We start from the raw sequence: 20,027 nt of genomic DNA on the forward strand, positions 1-20,027 counted from the left end.
GACTCCAGACAACACAGATAAGGAGTTAATCATGGTTAAGGTCGGTATTAATGGCTTCGGCAGGATCGGACGTAATTTCTTACGCGCTGCACTGGGTAACCCGGATATTCAGATTGCGGCAATTAACGATCTGACGGACAGCAAAACCCTCGCCCATCTACTGAAATACGATTCCTTGCTCGGTACGTTACCGGTATCCGTTGAAGCGGCAGACGGCGCATTGCAGGTCGATGGCCAGCGCATCAGGGTGTTTAGCGAACGTGATCCGGCAAACATTCGCTGGCGTGATGTGGGCGTAGACGTGGTTATCGAAGCGACCGGATTTTTCACCGAGCGCGAAAAAGCGGCGGTTCATATCACCAGCGGCGGCGCGAAACGCGTCATCATCTCTGCCCCGGGCAAGAACGATGACCTGACGGTGGTGATGGGCGTTAATCACGGGAATTACGACCCGGCTCAGCATTTTGTCGTCAGTAACGGGAGTTGCACCACCAACGGGCTGGCACCGGCGGCACAGGTACTGCATCAGACATTTGGTATCGAACACGGGCTGATGAATACCACCCACGCGTACACCAACAGCCAGGTGCTGCACGACCAGCCGGAAAAAGATCTGCGCGGCGCGCGAGCTGCGGCTCTGTCGATTGTGCCTTACTCCAGCGGTGCGGCAAAAGCGCTTGGCAAGGTCATTCCCGAGCTGGATGGCAAACTGACGGGGTATTCACTCCGTGTACCGGTTCCGGTAGTGTCGATTGTGGATTTAACGGTAACGCTGAGTCGCAACGTGACCGCTGAAGAGGTTAACGCCGCCTTCCGCGAAGCCGCTGCCAGCGGTCCGCTAAAAGGGATCCTGGGTTATAGCGATGAGCCGCTGGTATCAAGTGATTATCAGGGCGACCCACGCTCCTCCATTATTGATGGCCTTTCCACGCTGGTGATTGGCGGCAATATGGTCAAGATCCTCGCGTGGTATGACAACGAATGGGGATTCTCGAATCGCCTGGTGGACCTGGCAGTGCTGATGGATAAGAAAGGGTTGTGAGTGACAGGTGATTGAGGTTAAGGAACATAGGGCCACCGTTCGCTTTATGTTCCTTGCCTCACTGTCACCACAATACGCGTGAACGTACCAGCAAGCCCAGTGGCGCTACGCTTACTGGGCCTACAATGGCTGACGCGTTACTCTTCCGCCTTCACCCTCACGCCCATAAACACAATCACCATTGCTGTTACCAGCAGCAGGCCACTTCCGGCAAATACGCCACTGGCCCCATTAAGATCAAATACCGCGCCGCCGCCGGCCGCACCTGCACTGATAGCCAGCTGGATGGATGCCACCAGCAACCCCCCTGCACTTTCTGCTTCATCCGGTACGGTGGTGGCAAGCCATGTAGACCAGCCTACCGGCACCAGCCCAAACGCAAAGCCCCAGAGCGCCACCAGTAAGCCATCCAGCATCGCCAGGTGCCCGAACGCCACCATCATCAGCGCCAGGATCCCCATCGCGAACGGGACCAATGCCAGTGTCAGGCGCAGATTTCGTGCCAGCAGATGCCCGGCAATCGACGTACCGATAAAGTTCGCCACGCCAAAGCCCAGCAGGATCAGCGAAATGCTCTCAACGCTTACCTGTCCTACCGTTTCAAGGAACGGACGCAGATAGGTGAAGAAGGCAAAGTGACCGCTGAAAATCAGGATAGTCGCCAGCATCCCGCCAATCATGCCAGGACGGCGCAGCACGCGGAACAGCGTCCCCAGGCTACCGCTGCTTTCCGGCTTCATAGAGGGCAGAACCCACAGCTGCCAGAGCAGCGCCAGGATACTTGGCAGAATGCAGAGGATAAAAACGTTACGCCAGCCAATAAGGCTGCCGAGATAGCTACCCAGCGGTGCGGCAACCACCGTGGCAATCGACACGCTGGAGAAAATCACCGCCAGCGCTTTCGGCACTTTATCGGCAGGCACCAGACGCATCGCCGTGGCGGTAGACATTGCCCAGAAACCGCCGATGGCAACGCCCAGCAGCAGACGCCCGAGCAGCAACACGTGCAGAGTTGGCGCAAAAGCGACCAGCAGGCTGGAAATGATTTGCAGCACTGAGAAAAACATCAGTACCCAGCGCCTGTCGATACTTTTGGTGGCCGAGGTAATCAGCAGCCCGGTCACCAGTGCCACCAACGCCGTTGCGGTAACGGCTTGCCCGGCCATCCCTTCGCTTACGCCAAGACTGGCCGCCATCGGCGTCAGTAAACTGGCGGGTAAAAACTCTGCCGTTATCAGGCCAAAGACCCCCAGACCCAGTGAATAGACAGCTCGCCAGGCGGGCTTTGCGGGTGCAATGGCCTCTCTCGCCGCGACACATGAATTCATCTGTTGTTCTCCCGTTAGAAAAATGTGACAACTGTCGCAAAAGCATAGTGAGTTCCCCCTGGACGATCTATGACATATAATCTTTGATTATTGATTATTCGTCCGAAAGTGAAGACATGAGCAACCCGTCACCCGATTTGATCAGCGAGCTTCTTCGTGGAATGCGCCTCTCCGGTGTGAAATATCGCCGCATTGAAGCCAGCGCCCCCTTTGGTGTGGCGTTTCATCAGGCGCCCGGCAAAGCGCAATTCCATTTTGTGAGCCACGGCTCCGCACTGCTGCGCATGGAGAGTGGCGCGACGTTTGCCCTGAGCGGCGGCGATGCACTGTTCATCCCAAACGGCAACGCCCATGCCTTACTTTCTGACGAAGATGCCGACATCACGCCGGTGAGCGCGTTTCCGAGTGAGCCGATTTGCAACTCAGTCTGCGCTATCACCTGTGAACCCTGCCCGGACAGCGAGAACACGGTAATATTCAGTGGTTGCATGGATTTTGAGCTTGGCGGGATGCAACCCCTGATCAAAGCGATGCCGGAAGTGATGATGGTAAGCCGCCTGATGTCCACGTGGCCGGAGATCCATCCGCTGCTCGCCGCAATGGAGCGAGAATCCATGACCCGGCAGGTCGGTTTTGCCGGCATTCTGGCACGCCTTGCCGATGTGGTGGCCGCGCTGATTGTGCGGGGCTGGGTGGAGGCCGGATGCGGGAAATCGACCGGATGGGTCCAGGTGTTGCGCGATCCACGTTTAAGCCGCGCGATTTATGCCATGCATCAACAGCCGGGGGTAAACTGGAACGTTGCGGACCTGGCAAAAGAGGCCGGAACGTCACGTTCCGTCTTCGCCGAGCGTTTTCTGTCGGCGACCGGCACCACCCCGGCCAAATACCTTTCAGAACTACGGATGCGGCTGGCCATTCAGTATATTCGTCACGAACATCAACCGCTCGAAACGGTAGCGCTGCGTCTTGGCTACGGGTCACTTGCCGCGTTTAGCCGGGCATTCAAACGCATTGTCGGCCAGGCGCCGGGTTCACTGCGGGAATCCAGTCAGACCCCGGAAGAGGTCTGACTGTCAGGGGGTATCAGAAGTAATATTTAAAGCGTACGCGGCCGCCGTATCGGGAGTCGTTATTATTGTCGCCCTGGTTTGGATGCGCTTCAACCCAGGACGCATACGCGCCCAGATAGATATTGAAGTTCTTCATCTTCATGACGTTATCGAAAAGATAGGAAGCGTGAACGGTATGGATATCGTAATCGCCCGGATCGGTTATCCAGCAGTCGTTGTCACAGTCGGCGTTGAAGCTGGCGGTGTCAAATTTGTCGATTTCATTATGCGCATAGATGTAACCCAGCTCGAACTTGCGCCATAACCCGTTGATACCCGCCGTGAAGTCTTTCTCATCCGTGGCGTCCATGTAGGCTGTATTCAGGTTGATCACCGCGCCATTTTCCGGGTCGGCTTTCTGGCCGTTCCAGGTCATCGTCAGGCCGTAACCGGTACGATCGGACTGATCCACCCATTTGCCAGATGCATCGCGATAACCATAGGCGTTGTTCACCAGGTTGCTCTCCATCGCGATGGCGGTTGAGAAGCCCCCGTTTTGCCATGAGATGACCGGACGTACATAAGCCACGTTTTTCTCGTTATCGAGATCAACGCCGTGGTACTGCTTATCGACAAACAGCGTACTGCCGTTCTCCAGCAAGGTGTTGATCTCGAAATACCAGTTATCAACCGTTTTACTGAGCAGGAAGTTTCCGCCGCTGTCACTACGCCCACGCCCTTCTTTCAGCATGTAGATGTAGCCGTAGCCATCGCTGTAAAGGTCGTTTGCTGTGTTGCCGGAGTACTCTACGAAGGTGTCCTGGTTCAGCGGGAACATGTCATAGGCTTCAAAGCGACCCACTTTTACCTTCCAGTCGTTTTCCGTTCCGAAGAAGAACACGGCATCATCAAGGTTCATTTTGCCGGTCAGGTCGGCAAGCGGTTGCACGGAAAAACCGGCAAAATTGCCGTTATCCATCCGGCGATAACCGTCAAAACCGAGCAACAGACGGCCGTTGATGTCCCAGCGCTCATTGCTGCCAGGTGCCCAGTCTTTATTGGCCGTGGTTTTCATTGATGTCAGGCTGCCGGTTTTGCTGGCCGCATCCATGTTAAATTCGACGTCGCCATAGAATTTAATATCGCCATAGCCTGATAACGTCAGTTTTGGTACAGCTGATTGGGCTACTGGCTCCGCTGATTCCACATTCACGCTGGCAGGTTTCTGCGCGGCCACAACCTGCTGTTGCTGGAGAACCTGAATTTGCGCTTCTGCCTGCGCCGCGCGATTTTCTGCGCTTTCAAGGCGAGCTTCCAGTTTCGCCAGTTTTTCTTCAAGGGTCGGGGTATTTTTTGCTGCGAAAGCGCCTGTGGTACAAAAAGCGCTAATGACCAGAGCAATAGACTTAACTCTCATGGATTCCATCCTCGTGAATTATTCATTACGTCCTGAGTGGTACTACCCTATACCGGTAATACAACTGTATTACCGGCTTAATACATCAATTGTTATTTTATTCTTTTGCGAATTCACCTTTATTCAAATCACGGACTACGCCATTCATCACATTTTCCGTCAGACCATAGAACTTAATTGAGAGCGCCGTAAGCAAATAAAAGAACGATGGGATGAGAGTGAATAACAGAATAACACCCTGCACTGCGGATTCAGGCTGTACTTCACTGTTTGATTCATAATTGAACCAGGCCAGTACCCATCCCAGAATTGCCCCACCAACTGCGACACCCAATTTAATGACAAAAATATTGGCAGCGACATTCATACCCGTTATTCGACGCTGCGTTTTCCATTCACCATAGTTATTTGCATCAGTAATCATTGACCACTGCAATGCGCCATTTCCGCCCTGCACTATCTGAATCAGGACGTGGGCAATTAACGGAATAATCCAGAACTCCAACGGGAGCCAGAAACACGCTACGCCAAGCGCGGCGTTAAGAATATTGATCCAGAACGACAGTTTAACCTTGCAAAAGCGAGTCCCGAACGGTTGCGCCAGTACTGAGCCAAACATTGACGCCAGCATTCCGCCCAGCATAAAGAATGAGATGATGTCCGCGCCTTTGTTCAGGACCGTATTGACGAAATAAACCACAGCGCCGCCACGGATCACCACCGCGACCAGCATCATGAAGTTATAGACCGACAAAATGCGCCACTGGTCGTTACGAAAGAGGATCTTAACGTCTCGGGAGATGTTCAGATTCTCTTCTTTAATGGGTTGAACCCGCTCTCTGGTCGTGAGAAAGCAGACAAGGAACATCAGGCAGCCAATCACGCCAAAAATGCCCATTGCGACCTGAATGCCGGTGGCTCGATCGCCTGGGAAAAGATAATCCGCCAGCGGCAGAATGCAGGCGGTTCCCAGCGCGCCACCAATGGGGGTAATGGCAAAACGCCAGGACTGCAACGAGAGATTTTCGCGTGGGTCGGAGGTTAACGCCGCACCAAGTGAGCAGTAAGGGATATTAATGGCGGTATACATCAGGGTCATAAAGATATACGCCCCGACGGCATAATAGATTTTTCCAGTTTCGGTAAAATCAGGAATGGAATACACCAGCACGCAACTTACTGCAAAGGGAATACACATTGCTAACAGCCACGGGCGAAAACGCCCCCAGCGCGTTGACGTTGCATCCGCAATCGCACCCATTATCGGATCAGTTATTGCGTCTAATAAACGGACCAGCAGGAACATGGTCCCCATGACTGCGGGTGGCAGACCATATATATCAGTGTAATAATACGCCAGAATGGCCACTGACGAGTCAAATACAATATGACTTGCCGCATCCCCCAGGCTATAACCTATTTTTTCTTTTACTGGAATTCGTTCTGTCATCGCCATACATTCACCTCATTTTATGAAACCGGTTTCTGTTGTCGGCGATAATTTCGCTGAGAGTCGCACGATTATCCATTATGTTTTTTCACTACAAGATTATGTTTTTTGTTTTATGTGATCCTGACAATTAAAATAATGAAATGACCGCAAGAGTGCTCTTCACTCTATATTAAATAATGTCGTAATTATTCTCCCGGTCAATATTTCAATTATTCGACGTGGACCTAAACGCAACGGTAAATTGTCTGAGTCTGCAAAAAATGGGATATTCGACACGCGAATATCTCGATATTCGTCTAAGGTTTTCACGTGGTTGATGACAGCGGTCACGCTGCTCAGCAAATACAGGAGAGAACCGATGATAAAACCTCATATGCGCCACCCTACACTTTTATCGCTCGCGCTTGGCGGCGCACTGCTGGGCGTCACCTTATCTGGCTACGCAGAAGACAAGGCAACCGGCCAGTCGACGCCCCCTGACATACTGCTCGGGCCCCTTTTTAACGATGTCCAGAGTGCCAAACTCTTTCCCGATCAAAAGACCTTTGCCGATGCGGTTCCTAAAAGCGATCCCCTGACTATCCTGGCGGATTACCGGATGCAGCACACTCAGACCGGTTTCGACCTGCGGCATTTTGTGGAAATGAACTTTACCCTGCCAACGGAAGGTGAAAAGTATGTCCCACCGTCTGGACAGAGTTTACGGGCGCATATCGACGGGCTGTGGCCGGTTCTGACGCGGACCACTGACAAAGCCAGTAAATGGGATTCTTTGCTGCCGCTGCCAAAATCTTATGTGGTGCCCGGCGGTCGTTTTCGCGAGGTGTATTACTGGGACAGCTATTTCACCATGCTTGGTTTAGCAGAAAGCGACCACTGGGACAAAATCCGCGATATGGTGGACAACTTTGCCTATGAAATTGATACCTGGGGGCATATCCCAAACGGCAACCGCAGCTACTACCTGAGCCGCTCGCAACCGCCGTTCTTCGCACTGATGGTTGAGTTGTTAGCCACGCACGACAGCGATGCGCTGAAAAAATACCGCCCGCAGATGGAAAAAGAGTATCGGTACTGGATGGATGGCGTGGACGCACTCCAGCCGGGTCAAGCCAGTAAGCGGGTGGTGAAACTGGATGACGGCACCATTCTTAACCGCTACTGGGACGACCGTGATACGCCGCGCCCGGAGTCCTGGCTTGATGATGTGACCACCGCGAAAAAGAATCCCAACCGCCCGGCAACGGAGATCTATCGCGATCTGCGTTCCGCCGCGGCATCCGGCTGGGATTTCAGCTCCCGCTGGATGGATGATCCGCAAAAGCTTGGCACGATCCGCACCACCAGCATTGTGCCAGTCGATCTTAACGCGCTGATGTACAAGATGGAAAAGCTGCTGGCAAAAGCCAGCCAGGACGCTGGGGATACAGCCAGTGCGACGAAATATGACGCCCTGGCAACCGCACGCCAGAAAGCCATTGAGGGGCATCTGTGGAATGAAAAAGAGGGCTGGTACGCCGATTACGATCTGAAAAGCAAAAAGGTGCGTAATCAGCTGACCGCTGCTGCCCTTTACCCGCTGTTTGTGAAAGCAGCGGCGCAGGATCGGGCGGATAAAGTGGCAGTTGCGGCCTCTGCGCGGCTGTTGAAACCTGGCGGCATTTCGACGACCACAATCGACAGCGGGCAACAGTGGGATGCGCCAAACGGTTGGGCACCATTGCAGTGGATCGCGACGGAAGGGTTACAGAATTACGGGCAAGACAAGGTGGCAATGGATGTCACCTGGCGGTTCCTGAAAAATGTACAGCATACCTACGATCGCGAGCAGAAACTGGTTGAGAAGTATGATGTTTCTACCACTGGCACAGGTGGCGGCGGCGGAGAGTATCCCTTGCAGGACGGCTTCGGCTGGACGAACGGCGTGACACTGAAAATGCTGGATTTAGTGTGTCCGAAAGAGAAGCCGTGCGAGAGTGTGCCGGAGAATCAGCCTGCGGCAAATGAGAAGGTCGCGACTCCGGCGAAAAATGTGGCGCAGTAATGTTTGTCTTTATTCAGCGATGATATTACGCCATTGAAATAAAAGGCTTACAGCGGTGCCGTGGTCCGGCTGAAAATCGCCGAAGCGTTTACGGAAGGCCGGGGCGACGCGCATGGATGCGCGGCGAGGGCGGCTTTACAGGGACGTTTCATCCGCCCTTCCCCGATTAGCCTGGAGCAAACGCTGAGGACAAAATTGCCGGGAGCAATTTTGGACAGCGCCTGCGCTGGCCCCGAAGGGGTGAGTCCCAGGGATGGGGCGAACAATCCGCGAAGCGGCGATTTTCTTGCCGGGAGCCCGGGTCGCCAGGGTGGTGGCGGTGAGCCACCCTGGCACGTTCACCGGTAATGTAGTAACAAAGTAGCAAGGAACATAAAGTGAACGGAATGACCACCACAGCCGTATGTTCCCCCTCACCCCAACCCTCTCCCTGAGGGAGAGGGAGAAAACCACCGGGCATCAGAAGCTGTAACTTGCTCCCAGCTGCCAGGTGCGGTCGCGGCCTATCCAGCAGTTGCTGGCGTCGTAGCAGGTCAGCGTCTCTTTGTTGGTGATGTTCTGCGCGCTCATCTTCAGCGTTAGTCCCGCAAGCGACGGCAGGAGTTCGCCCATACGGTAAGACGCCGCCAGATCATACTGCGTGGTGCCGCCCAGTTTGCCCGCGTCGTTGGCTGGCGAAATTTCCATTGGCCCGGTATAACGTGCCCCGACACCGATATTCACCCCTTTCAGCGGCGTGCTGTCGAAGGTGTAATCGCCCCACAGGTTAAACGCATTCTCCGGCACCTGGGTCGGGCGTTTGCCTTTGTACTTATCATCCTCGGTGTTAATCGCGTGGGTATACGCATAGTTGGCCACCAGCGTCAGGTTGTCCGTCGGGCGACTGATAGCTGAAAGCTCCGCCCCCTCAGATTCCACCTCGCCGGTCTGGCGGTAGTTCAGGAAGCCGGGATCGGTTGTGACCACGTTCTTCTGGCGAATGTTAAATACCGAGGCAGTCAGCGTGGTCGCGAAGTCCTCCAGCAGATATTTTACCCCGCCTTCCACCTGTTTACTGGTCGTTGGCTTGACGTCCTGGGCCGTCAGCGTGCCTTGCGGCGATACCGGGGCAAATCCTTCGGAGTAACTGATAAACGGCGAAATGCCATTGTCGAAGGCATACAACGCGCCCAGACGTTTGGTAACACGATCCTGTGCAACCCACGCTTTATCCCCGTTTTGCAGGTAGTTGGTAGTCACAGAGCGGTAATCGTCATAGCGCAGGCTGCCCAGCAGGTTAAGCCCGCCAAATACCACTTGATCCTGCACGTAATAACCGTTCTGCTGATAGCTCAGGCGGTTTTTCTGCGCGGTATCTAAACCCAGCTCGCTTTCATGAATTTGTGAATAGTCCGGGTGGCGCATATCGATGCCCGGTGTAGCGGAGGCGTAGCGATAGTGGAAGTGGGAGTTCAGCTTCTGGTAATCGAACCCCGCCAGCAGATGATGTTGCCATTCGCCCAGCGCCACCGTTTTGGTGACCTGGTTATCCATGTTGAAGCTCTGGAGGTCTTCATCCGTGGTATAGGCAAAACGGTTAAGCTCATACACTTCACTTCCCTGCCCGGTGGAATAGGCGCTGCGCTGATGCGTGTCCACATCGAAATAACGCACTTTCTGGCTGAAGCCCCAGCCACTGTCAAATGCATGTTCGAAGTGGTATCCGAGCATCCACTGCCGCTGTTTAAAACCGCTCCATTCATCCCCGGCATAATCACGACGCCCGGCATATTCAGAGCGCAAATACGCTAACGGCAGCGGGTTAGATGGCGACAAACTCGGGGTGTTTTGCGCCAGTGCATCAATCGTGAGCCGTGTGTTACTGTCGGGTTGCCAGGTCACTGACGGTGCCACCAGATAGTTTTCATAGCGCGTGGTGTGCGGCTGGTCGTCATTTTCTGTGGCTTTACCCAACAGACGGTAATTCCAGTCGCTGTCGGCAAGTTGCCCGGTCGAATCGAGATATCCCTCTTTCAGATTGCGGTTACCGGTGGTAAAGCCCAGCTCGGTTTTCGCCTCTTTTTGCGGCATCTTACCCTGAATATTCACCAGGCCACCCGGTGAGCCCCCGCCATACAACACCGACGATGGCCCTTTGAGAATATCGACGCTCTCAATCAGCAGAGGATCGATGCGCGCTTTGGTGTTACCGGTGACGTTGTAAGGCAGTTGTAGACCGTTGTAGAACTCCTGGTCGACGGTAAAGCCGCGAATTTTATACTCGCTCATGTACGACGTATTACCACGTACCTCGGTCGACACGCCCGGCGCATACCGCAGGATCTCGTTCACCGAGTTCGCATGGCGTTGTTCAATCTCTTGCGCAGACAGGGTATTAATGACCTGCGGGGTTTTACTTTCCGCCACCGCAGACTTGGTGGCACTGTTTGTCCAGGTTGGTAGCACATCGCTCTGCGCTGAACCCGTCACCACAAGTGTTGTTTCTTCGGCAAAAGCCGCTCCCTGCAATGCCAGCGTCACGGCTCCTGCCAACGCACATAACGCAAAACGCGAAGTGATCATATTGTCGTCTTATTACCAAATGATATTGGGAACGACAATTATTATCATTTGCATAAACAAATCAATACCATCAAAGAAAACGGCCCTCCGAAGAGAGCCGTTTTTCACTGTTCTTATGCTCTTCTGAGTAACCTGAACACGCCCAGTACCACGATGGCGCCCACCACGGCAACCAGGAAACTGTGCATATTAAAACCACTCACGCTACCTCCGAGGCCAAACATTGTTGCCAGCCAGCCACCAACAACTGCACCAACGACCCCGAGGACACAGGTCAGAATAAAGCCGCCACCATCACGCCCCGGCATGATAAGTTTGGCGATAGCGCCGGCAATAAGACCAAAGATAATCCAGGCGATGATACCCATAGCAATGCCCTCTTGCAGGTTTAACGCATACGCAGAAAACCTTCTGCACATGTACTCTAATTATAGGCTAAAGCCATAAAACCGATTTCATCTCACCGACTTAAATTGCTGGCGCACTGAAAAAAACTCACCGGTTTGTATTAAGTTTCATTTCAGGCTGCCGATAACTCAAAGACAGTCTGTCACATATCGAGGAGCCATCTGGCGTGAGTAATTACAGTGAGCAGTTCCTGAAACAAAATCCGCTGGCTGTATTAGGGGTATTACGCGATCTGCAAAAAGGCGAGGTGCCGCTGCGCATCAGTTGGGCAACAAATCAGTTTATTAGCAAAATCCTCGAAGCCTCGTCGGAGCGCCTGGTCATCGATCTGGGTAGCCAGGAGTACGAAAACCGGGCGGCGCTTCGGGCAGAAAATATCTCGGTGATGGCTGAAACTCAGGGTGCAAAAGTGGAGTTTGTGCTGCCACGTCTGACACAGGGCGAATTCCAGGGTCTTCCTGCGTTTATCACGCCCTTGCCGACTAACCTGTGGTTTGTGCAACGCCGCGAATATTTTCGTATCAGCGCCCCGCTTCATCCTGCTTATTTTTGCAAGGCGCGAATGCCGGACAGGAAAGAGTTTCGCTTCCGCCTGTTTGATTTGTCGCTCGGCGGAATGGGTGCATTAATGGATACGCCAAAACCCGACGGACTGGTCGAAGGGATGCGTTTCTCGCAAATTGAGCTGGATATGGGCGGCTGGGGGCGGTTCTATTTTGATGCTCAGCTGATTGCCATCAGCGAGCGCAAAGTGGTTGATAGCAAAAACGAAACCATCACCACACCGCGTCTGAGCTTCCGTTTTCTTAATGTCGGGCCAGGTGCGGAGCGGGAACTTCAGCGCATTATCTTCTCGCTGGAACGCGAAGCACGGGAAAGAGCAAACAAAGTCCTGTGACAGATGTCGGGCAGCAGAGCGCCGCCCGACGGCGGCATTACATGGCATCCATCGCTTTCTGTACTTTCCAGATATAACGTGGAGCCTGTGGTGCCGGATGATTCTTCACCACATGTTCAAAGAACTCATCTTTATCCATTCCATTAATCTCGTCGATCGCTTCTTTACGATCCGAGGAGAATGTCCTGAGCAACGCGCCCGCACCGTTAACGTAAGAGACCACCAGCGCATATTGCATCACTTCTGGATCTTCAATGCCTTTCAGCACCCCGTGTTCCAGAATGCTCAGATACGCGGTCCCCATTGAGATATTACGTTCCGGGTTTTTCAGCTCGCTGGTCGATGGCTGCCCGCTCCATCCCATATAGCGATAAACTTCTTTCCCGGCCGTAGAAGCCTTCAGCTGCATCAGCCCCACCGCGTTCGATTTACTGACCAGGGTCGGATTACCGCCCGACTCCACCGCAATGATCGCCGTCACCAGACGCGGGCTCACGCCCCAGGCCTTTCCGGCTTGCTCGCTGATTGGCATCCACTGCATTGCCCGTTTAACAGGCACTTCCGGGTTCCACGGCGGATTTTGGTAGTCATGTTTGGTACTACAGCCAGCAAGCAACACAATCAAAAAAGCAAACCATCTCAATTTCACGTCATCTATCCTTATAGCCGGTCATCGCAGTCACACTGCCTCTTGAAGCCGGCAGCGTGTAAGCGGCATGATATAGACAATTAGCTTCTCATTCAGCAAGGAATTGCCATGTCTCAGTTTCATCTCATTGCACCGTCGGGCTACTGCATTAACCAGGAGGCGGCACAACGGGGCGTTCAGCGCTTACTGGGATCCGGCCATCAGGTAGAAAATCAGACGATTATCCCCCGCCGCGAGCAACGTTTTGCCGGAACGCAGGCGCAGAGGCTGAATGATATCAACAGTCTGGTGAACCTGAAGGGTGAGAATAACATCGTGCTGGCGGTGCGAGGGGGATACGGTGCCAGCCGGTTGCTGGAAAGCATTGACTGGGCAGGGCTGGCAAAACGCCAGCAGCACGATCCCCTGCTGATTTGCGGCCACAGCGACTTCACGGTTATCCAGCTCGGGCTGCTGGCACTGCATAATGTGATTACCTTCAGCGGCCCGATGCTGGCCGGTAATTTTGGCGCACCAGAGCTTGACGCTTTTACCCAGGAGCATTTCTGGCGCGCCCTGCGTAACCCAACCTACAGCGTCGAGTGGCAAGGCGACGGGCCACACTGGGAATGTGAGGGGCTGCTGTGGGGCGGAAATCTGGCGATGCTGGTTTCGCTGATTGGCACGCCGTGGCTCCCTGATATTGATGACGGTATTCTGGTGCTTGAAGATATCAATGAACACCCGTTCCGGGTCGAACGGATGTTACTTCAGCTTTATCATGCCGGTATTCTTGCGCGTCAGTCGGCTATCGTGCTGGGCAGTTTTAGCGGCTCCGCCCCGAATGAGTACGACGCGGGCTATTCTCTTGAAACGATGGTCGATTTTATCCGCTCCAGGCTGGATATTCCGGTGATAACCGGGCTGGCATTTGGTCATGAACAACAAACGGTGACCCTTCCTCTTGGCGCCCAGGCTTTCATGAAGCACGATAATTCAGGCAGTCGGTTAACAATAAGCGGCCATCCAGTCATAAAGGCATAAAAAAGCCGTTAAACCACCGCAATAAAACGCTGTATCTGTCGTTAATATGATAGGGTTTTAATAACAGATACAGTATTAAGGTGGGAGTACGACAACATTGGATGCCGCAGCGATAATCAACCTATTCATTCTGGGTTCTGTCCTTGTAACCTGTAGTATTTTATTAAGTTCATTTTCTTCGCGCCTTGGCATCCCTATTCTTGTAATTTTTCTCGCTATCGGGATGTTGGCCGGTATAGATGGTATCGGTGGTATTCCTTTCGATAACTATCCCTTCGCTTATATGATCAGTAACCTCGCTCTGGCGGTCATTTTGCTGGACGGCGGGATGCGTACTCAGGCCAGCTCATTCAGGGTAGCCTTAGGGCCCGCGCTTTCACTTGCAACTGTCGGGGTGCTTATCACCTCTGGCTTGACCGGCATGATGGCGGCGTGGCTGTTTCACCTTAACATCATGGAAGGCTTGCTGATTGGCGCGATTGTCGGCTCCACCGATGCGGCGGCGGTCTTTTCCCTGCTGGGCGGTAAAGGGCTGAATGAGCGCGTTGGCTCAACGCTTGAAATTGAATCCGGCAGTAACGATCCGATGGCGGTGTTCCTCACTATCACCCTGATTGAGATGATCCAGCAGCACGAAAACGGGTTAAGCTGGATGTTTGCCTGGCATATTTTGCAGCAGTTTGGGCTGGGGATTATCATCGGCCTTTCCGGCGGTTATCTGCTACAGCAAATGATCAACCGTATTTCGCTGCCTGCGGGGCTCTATCCGTTGCTGGCCCTGAGCGGCGGGATCCTTATTTTCGGCCTGACTACGGCGATGGACGGCAGCGGTATTCTGGCGGTCTATCTGTGCGGATTCCTGTTGGGCAACCGCCCTATTCGTAACCGCCACGCCATTTTGCAGAACTTTGACGGTCTGGCCTGGCTTGCACAAATCGGCATGTTCCTGGTGCTGGGGTTGCTGGTTACGCCATCCGACCTGCTGCCGATTGCTGTTCCTGCGTTAATCCTGTCTGCCTGGATGATTTTCTTTGCCCGTCCGCTGTCGGTCTTTGCCGGGCTGCTGCCATTTCGCGGGTTCAACCTGCGCGAGCGTATTTTTATCAGTTGGGTGGGGCTGCGAGGCGCAGTGCCGATTATCCTTGCCGTTTTCCCGATGATGGCGGGGCTTGATAACTCGCGGTTGTTCTTTAACGTGGCCTTCTTCGTGGTGCTGGTATCGCTCTTATTCCAGGGGACATCTCTGGGATGGGCCGCCAAAAAAGCCAAAGTGGTGGTTCCGCCTGTCGGCTGGCCTGTCTCCCGCGTGGGGCTGGATATTCACCCGGAAAACCCGTGGGAACAGTTTGTCTATCAACTGAGTGCTGACAAGTGGTGCGTGGGTGCTTCGCTGCGCGATTTGCACATGCCTGCCGAAACGCGAATTGCCGCCCTGTTCCGCGATAATATCCTGCTGCACCCGACGGGCAGTACCCGCCTGCGGGAAGGCGATATTCTCTGCGTCATTGGCCGTGAGCGTGACCTTCCAGCACTCGGGAAGCTGTTCAGCCAGTCTCCGCCGGTAGCGCTGGATCAGCGATTCTTCGGTGATTTTATTCTGGAAGCGAATGCCAAATTTGCCGATGTCGCGCTGATTTACGGCCTGGATGAAGGTCTGGAGTATCGCGACAAGCAACAGACCCTGGGTGAGATTATCCAGCAGTTGCTGGGTGCGGCACCGGTTGTCGGTGACCAGGTGGAGTTTGCCGGGATGATCTGGACGGTGGCCGAGAAAGAAGATAACGCGGTGCGTAAGGTCGGCGTAAGGCCGATGGAAGAGGACGAGGAGTAGTGGGTTTGTGCCGGGTGGCGGCTTCGCCTTACCCGGCCTACAACTTAACAAAAAAAAAATGTTACACCGTCACAACAGGCACTCTCGGTGCCAGCGCGCACATCAGTTCATACCCGATAGTCCCCGCCGCAGCGGCCACATCATCGATTTTAATCTCATTCCCCCACAACTCGACGGGCGACCCAATGCCCGCCTGCGGACACGGTGTTAAATCAACCGCCAGCATGTCCATCGAAACGGTTCCCACCGTACCGGTACGAACGCCATCAACCCATACCGGCGTGCCCGTTGGCGCGACGCGTGGATAGCCGTCAGCATAACCGCCTGCCACAATCCCGATACGTTGCTCACCCGTTGCGCGGTAGCGGCTGCCGTAACCGACGGTATCCCCGGCTTTCAGCGTCTGCACGCCAATGATTTCACTGCGCAGGGTCATCACCGGTTTCAGGCCACTGTTGGCAATATCCTGCCACTGGCCCGACGGAGAAGCGCCGTACAGAATAATTCCCGGACGCACCCAGTTATAGTGGGCTTCAGGGTGCCAGAGCGTGGCCGCTGAATTGGAAAGCGAACGGGGGCAATCCAGACCTTCGGCAGCTTGCCCGATACGCGTCATGGCATCGGCAATACCATCAGGTTTTTCTGCATCAGCGAAATGTGCCATTAACGTCATTTCACCCACATTTTGCAGGGCGCGGAGCTGCTGCCAGACCGTATGCACGCGCTCAGGCTGGAAGCCCAGGCGGTTCATGCCGCTGTTCATTTTGACGTAGATATCCAGCGGAGCATGTAATTTCGCATTTTGCAGTGCTTTGATTTGCCAGTTACTGTGCACGCTGGTTGTCAGACGATACTTATCCAGCAGCGGCAGATCGTCGGCGTGGAAGAACCCTTCCAGCAGCAATATCGGCCCTTTCCAGCCGCGCTCACGCAGTAAAATGGCTTCTTCCAGATTCAGTAAGGCAAAACCATCCGTGCTGCTGAGCGCGCTCCAGATGCGATCAATACCGTGGCCGTAGGCGTTAGCTTTGACGACCGACCATACACGCGAGCCTGGCGCTGCACGACGAACAATCTGGAGGTTATCCTTCAGCGCCTTCAGATCCAGCTGAGCCAGAATAGGACGGGACATGACAACTCCTTGTTAATTATGCGCGCCGTGCAGGTGCTGTGGGCGCGATGGGGTAAATCCCGATTGATAACGCGCGGCACTTAAATCGTCAAACGGAATCGCCGGTGTACGCCCGGAAATCAGGTCGCTCAACAGCTGGCCTGAGCCGCAGGCCATCGTCCAGCCCAGCGTACCGTGGCCCGTGTTGGTCCACAGATTTTTAAACGGTGTACGCCCAACAATAGGCGTGCCGTCTGGCGTCATAGGGCGCAGCCCGGTCCAGAATGTCGCCTGCTCAACAAAGCCGCCGCGCGGGAACAGATCGCCCACCACCATCTCCAGCGTTTCACGACGCGGCTGTAACAGCTCGGTGTTAAAGCCCACGATTTCGGCCATACCGCCCACGCGAATACGGTTGTCAAAACGGGTGATCGCAATCTTGTAGGTTTCATCAAGAATAGTGGAGACCGGCGCGCCGCTTTCCTCTTTTACCGGAATGGTCAGTGAGTAGCCTTTCAGCGGATAAACCGGAATATCAAGAATGCCTTTCAGCATCGCCGTGGAGTACGAGCCAAACGCCATGACGTAAGCATCGGCCTTAATCACTTCGTCACCACACTTCACGCCGTAGATGTTTTCACCTTCCGACAGCAGCTTATCGACGGAGGTGTTAAAGCGGAATTTCACCCCTGCCTGTTCGCACATCGCTGCCAGACGCTGAGTAAACAGCTGGCAGTCGCCGGTTTCATCATTTGGTAAACGCAGACCGCCGGTCAGCTTGTGTGCTACTTCCGCCAGCGCCGGTTCAACCTGCGCCAGCTGGCTGGCTTCCAGCAGCTGATACGGCACACCGGCGTCTTCAAGCACGGCGATATCCCGCGTGGCGTTTTCGTATTGCTGCGCGGTACGGAACAGCTGCAAGGTGCCGCCCTGACGGCCTTCGTACTCAATGCCGGTAGAGGCACGCAGCGTTTTCAGACAGTCACGGCTGTATTCCGCGAGGCGAACCATGCGGCCTTTGTTTTCCATGTAATGGCGGGTGTCGCAGTTGCGCAGCATTTGCCACATCCACTTGAGCTGGAATTGCGAGCCATCAAGGCTGATAGCCAGCGGCGCATGGCGCTGGAACATCCATTTAATCGCCTTCAGCGGCACGCCCGGAGCGGCCCACGGTGCTGCATAGCCCGGAGATATCTGTCCGGCGTTTGCTGCACTGGTTTCCAGTGCCGGGCCGGGTTCCCTGTCGATAACAGTAACGTCATGTCCCGCCTGACTTAAATACCAGGCGCTGGTTACACCAACGACACCACTTCCCAGTATGACAACACGCATAGCCAACTCCATTATGTGCAAAAGAACAATCTTCTAATTACAGATTGATAACCTAGTTGAAAATATTATTCAACATACGACTTTTTTATGGTGACTTATCTCACACCTTCCCCTGTATACAGGGACAGGGCTTATTTGGGATCTCCTGCTGCGCGTTATTTTTAACCAGCATAAAATATTGCAGCCATCGCTTTTTTACCCGTTTCAAAAACGGGAAATCGCAAAGAAAAAATTTCTGCGCCAGCACGCTTTTGAATGCGTTGTTCTATGCTTGAAAAGAGGCTCTCCAGACAGAGAGAGCACCAACAACGAGGGCGCGCTAATGGCTACTATTGATTCCATATCCAAGGACAGCACACGTCTGAGTGATGGGCCCGACTGGACCTTTGAGTTGCTGGATGTCTACCTGGCCGAGATCGACCGGGTGGCAAAACTGTATCGCCTGGATACCTATCCCCATCAGATTGAGGTGATTACGTCCGAACAAATGATGGATGCCTACTCAAGCGTTGGGATGCCTATCAACTATCCGCACTGGTCGTTTGGTAAAAAATTCATCGAAACCGAGCGGTTGTACAAACACGGCCAGCAAGGGCTGGCGTATGAAATCGTCATTAACTCCAACCCGTGTATTGCTTATCTGATGGAAGAGAACACCATTACCATGCAGGCGCTGGTCATGGCTCATGCCTGCTACGGGCATAACTCATTTTTCAAGAATAACTATCTTTTCCGCAGCTGGACGGATGCCAGCTCGATTGTCGATTATTTGATTTTCGCCCGTAAATACATCACCGAATGCGAAGAACGCTATGGGGTAGATGAAGTTGAGAAATTGCTCGACTCCTGCCACGCGCTGATGAACTACGGGGTAGATCGTTATAAACGTCCGCAGAAGATCTCCTTACAGGAGGAGAAAGCCCGGCAGAAAAGCCGTGAAGAGTATCTGCAAAGCCAGGTGAATATGCTGTGGCGCACCCTGCCGAAACGTGAAGAAGAGAAAACGGTGACTGAGGCACGCCGTTATCCGTCTGAGCCGCAGGAGAACCTGCTCTACTTTATGGAGAAAAACGCCCCGCTGCTGGAGCCGTGGCAGCGTGAGATCCTGCGTATCGTGCGCAAGGTGAGCCAGTATTTCTATCCGCAAAAACAGACCCAGGTAATGAACGAAGGCTGGGCCACTTTCTGGCACTACACCATCCTTAACCATCTGTACGATGAAGGGAAAGTCACCGAGCGGTTTATGATGGAATTCCTGCACAGCCACACTAACGTGGTGTTCCAGCCGCCGTACAACAGCCCGTGGTACAGCGGTATTAACCCGTATGCGCTCGGCTTCGCGATGTTCCAGGACATTAAACGTATTTGCCAGTCGCCAACGGAAGAAGACAAATACTGGTTCCCGGATATTGCCGGCTCTGACTGGCTGCAAACGCTGCATTTTGCGATGCGTGACTTTAAGGACGAAAGTTTTATCAGCCAGTTTATGTCGCCGAAGATCATGCGTGACTTCCGCTTCTTTACCGTGCTGGATGATGACCGGAATAATTATCTGGAAATTTCCGCTATCCATAACGAAGAGGGATACCGCGAGATCCGCTCGCGCCTTTCTTCCCAGTACAATCTGAGCAACCTCGAGCCAAACATCCAGGTGTGGAATGTGGATTTACGCGGCGACCGCTCGCTGACGCTGCGCTACATTCCGCATAACCGTGCGCCGCTGGATAAAGGCCGCAAAGAGGTGCTGAAACATGTGCATCGCCTGTGGGGGTTTGACGTGTTGCTGGAGCAGCAGAACGAAGACGGTAGCGTGGAGCTGCTGGAACGCTGCCCGACGCGGTTAAATACGTTGTAGTTTTTTTGCCGGGTGGCGCTGC

Annotated in this window: 14 protein-coding genes and 2 pseudogenes; 7 read left to right on the forward strand and 9 right to left on the reverse strand. The window is 53.9% G+C overall.

From position 1 onward, the window contains the following. Positions 1-31 precede the first annotated feature (31 nt). Positions 32-1,042: a type I glyceraldehyde-3-phosphate dehydrogenase gene (gene gap / locus ACS603_RS02860; RefSeq protein ID WP_182061435.1), complete on the forward strand. Its 1,011-nt coding sequence runs from the start codon at positions 32-34 to the stop codon at positions 1,040-1,042. Between the two features lie 137 nt (positions 1,043-1,179). Here the strand turns inward: gap and ACS603_RS02865 are convergent, their stop codons facing one another. Continuing rightward, the gene (locus ACS603_RS02865) at positions 1,180-2,370 is read right to left on the reverse strand and encodes an MFS transporter (protein WP_315686015.1); all 1,191 of its coding nucleotides are present in this window, start codon (positions 2,368-2,370) and stop codon (positions 1,180-1,182) included. Positions 2,371-2,486: 116 nt separating this feature from the next. Here ACS603_RS02865 and ACS603_RS02870 point away from each other — a divergent pair, with 116 nt between their 5' ends. Then, positions 2,487-3,443, forward strand: coding sequence for an AraC family transcriptional regulator (locus ACS603_RS02870; RefSeq protein ID WP_474943728.1), 957 nt, complete (start codon positions 2,487-2,489; stop codon positions 3,441-3,443). A gap of 13 nt (positions 3,444-3,456) precedes the next feature. Here the strand turns inward: ACS603_RS02870 and ACS603_RS02875 are convergent, their stop codons facing one another. Then, positions 3,457-4,839, reverse strand: coding sequence for a carbohydrate porin (locus tag ACS603_RS02875; RefSeq protein ID WP_474943729.1), 1,383 nt, complete (start codon positions 4,837-4,839; stop codon positions 3,457-3,459). 97 nt (positions 4,840-4,936) lie between these two features. Continuing rightward, positions 4,937-6,295 (reverse strand): glycoside-pentoside-hexuronide (GPH):cation symporter, encoded by a 1,359-nt coding sequence (locus ACS603_RS02880; RefSeq protein ID WP_315686018.1) that lies wholly within the window; start codon positions 6,293-6,295, stop codon positions 4,937-4,939. Between the two features lie 355 nt (positions 6,296-6,650). Between ACS603_RS02880 and ACS603_RS02885 the strand changes: the two genes are divergently transcribed. Next, complete coding sequence (locus tag ACS603_RS02885; protein WP_474943730.1) at positions 6,651-8,336, forward strand: alpha,alpha-trehalase; 1,686 nt, start codon at positions 6,651-6,653, stop codon at positions 8,334-8,336. Positions 8,337-8,795: 459 nt separating this feature from the next. Here the strand turns inward: ACS603_RS02885 and ACS603_RS02890 are convergent, their stop codons facing one another. Both ACS603_RS02890 and ACS603_RS02895 read right to left on the reverse strand, forming a co-directional pair. Beyond that, a complete protein-coding gene (locus ACS603_RS02890; protein WP_474943731.1) occupies positions 8,796-10,898 on the reverse strand; it encodes a TonB-dependent siderophore receptor in 2,103 nt (700 codons plus the stop codon). 113 nt (positions 10,899-11,011) lie between these two features. Further along, positions 11,012-11,266 carry a GlsB/YeaQ/YmgE family stress response membrane protein gene (locus ACS603_RS02895; RefSeq protein ID WP_182061443.1) on the reverse strand — a complete coding sequence of 85 codons (255 nt, stop codon included), beginning with the start codon at positions 11,264-11,266 and terminating at the stop codon, positions 11,012-11,014. Positions 11,267-11,472: 206 nt separating this feature from the next. Here ACS603_RS02895 and ycgR point away from each other — a divergent pair, with 206 nt between their 5' ends. Next, the gene (gene ycgR, locus ACS603_RS02900; protein ID WP_182061444.1) at positions 11,473-12,204 is read left to right on the forward strand and encodes a flagellar brake protein YcgR; all 732 of its coding nucleotides are present in this window, start codon (positions 11,473-11,475) and stop codon (positions 12,202-12,204) included. 37 nt (positions 12,205-12,241) lie between these two features. Here the strand turns inward: ycgR and emtA are convergent, their stop codons facing one another. Beyond that, complete coding sequence (gene emtA, locus ACS603_RS02905; protein WP_166715770.1) at positions 12,242-12,853, reverse strand: membrane-bound lytic murein transglycosylase EmtA; 612 nt, start codon at positions 12,851-12,853, stop codon at positions 12,242-12,244. Positions 12,854-12,961: 108 nt separating this feature from the next. On the opposite strand from emtA, the gene ldcA reads away from it, so the two are divergent. Both ldcA and ACS603_RS02915 read left to right on the forward strand, forming a co-directional pair. Beyond that, a complete protein-coding gene (ldcA, locus tag ACS603_RS02910) occupies positions 12,962-13,876 on the forward strand; it encodes a muramoyltetrapeptide carboxypeptidase (RefSeq protein WP_182061445.1) in 915 nt (304 codons plus the stop codon). A 97-nt stretch (positions 13,877-13,973) separates the two neighbouring features. Next, positions 13,974-15,641: pseudogene (locus ACS603_RS02915) on the forward strand (potassium/proton antiporter); the annotation flags it as partial. A gap of 6 nt (positions 15,642-15,647) precedes the next feature. Here ACS603_RS02915 and ACS603_RS02920 read toward each other — a convergent pair. From ACS603_RS02920 to ACS603_RS02930, 3 genes and pseudogenes are all read right to left on the reverse strand, one after another. Beyond that, positions 15,648-15,758 (reverse strand): annotated as a pseudogene (locus ACS603_RS02920) (hypothetical protein); the annotation flags it as partial. Positions 15,759-15,768: 10 nt separating this feature from the next. Then, positions 15,769-16,839 (reverse strand): catabolic alanine racemase DadX, encoded by a 1,071-nt coding sequence (gene dadX, locus ACS603_RS02925; protein ID WP_182061447.1) that lies wholly within the window; start codon positions 16,837-16,839, stop codon positions 15,769-15,771. Positions 16,840-16,851: 12 nt separating this feature from the next. Beyond that, a complete protein-coding gene (locus ACS603_RS02930) occupies positions 16,852-18,150 on the reverse strand; it encodes a D-amino acid dehydrogenase (RefSeq protein WP_182061448.1) in 1,299 nt (432 codons plus the stop codon). Between the two features lie 322 nt (positions 18,151-18,472). Here ACS603_RS02930 and ACS603_RS02935 point away from each other — a divergent pair, with 322 nt between their 5' ends. Further along, positions 18,473-20,005, forward strand: coding sequence for a SpoVR family protein (locus tag ACS603_RS02935; RefSeq protein ID WP_182061449.1), 1,533 nt, complete (start codon positions 18,473-18,475; stop codon positions 20,003-20,005). Positions 20,006-20,027 lie beyond the last annotated feature (22 nt).

It is taken from the genome of Enterobacter sp. Li2LvB3, from assembly GCF_056156645.1.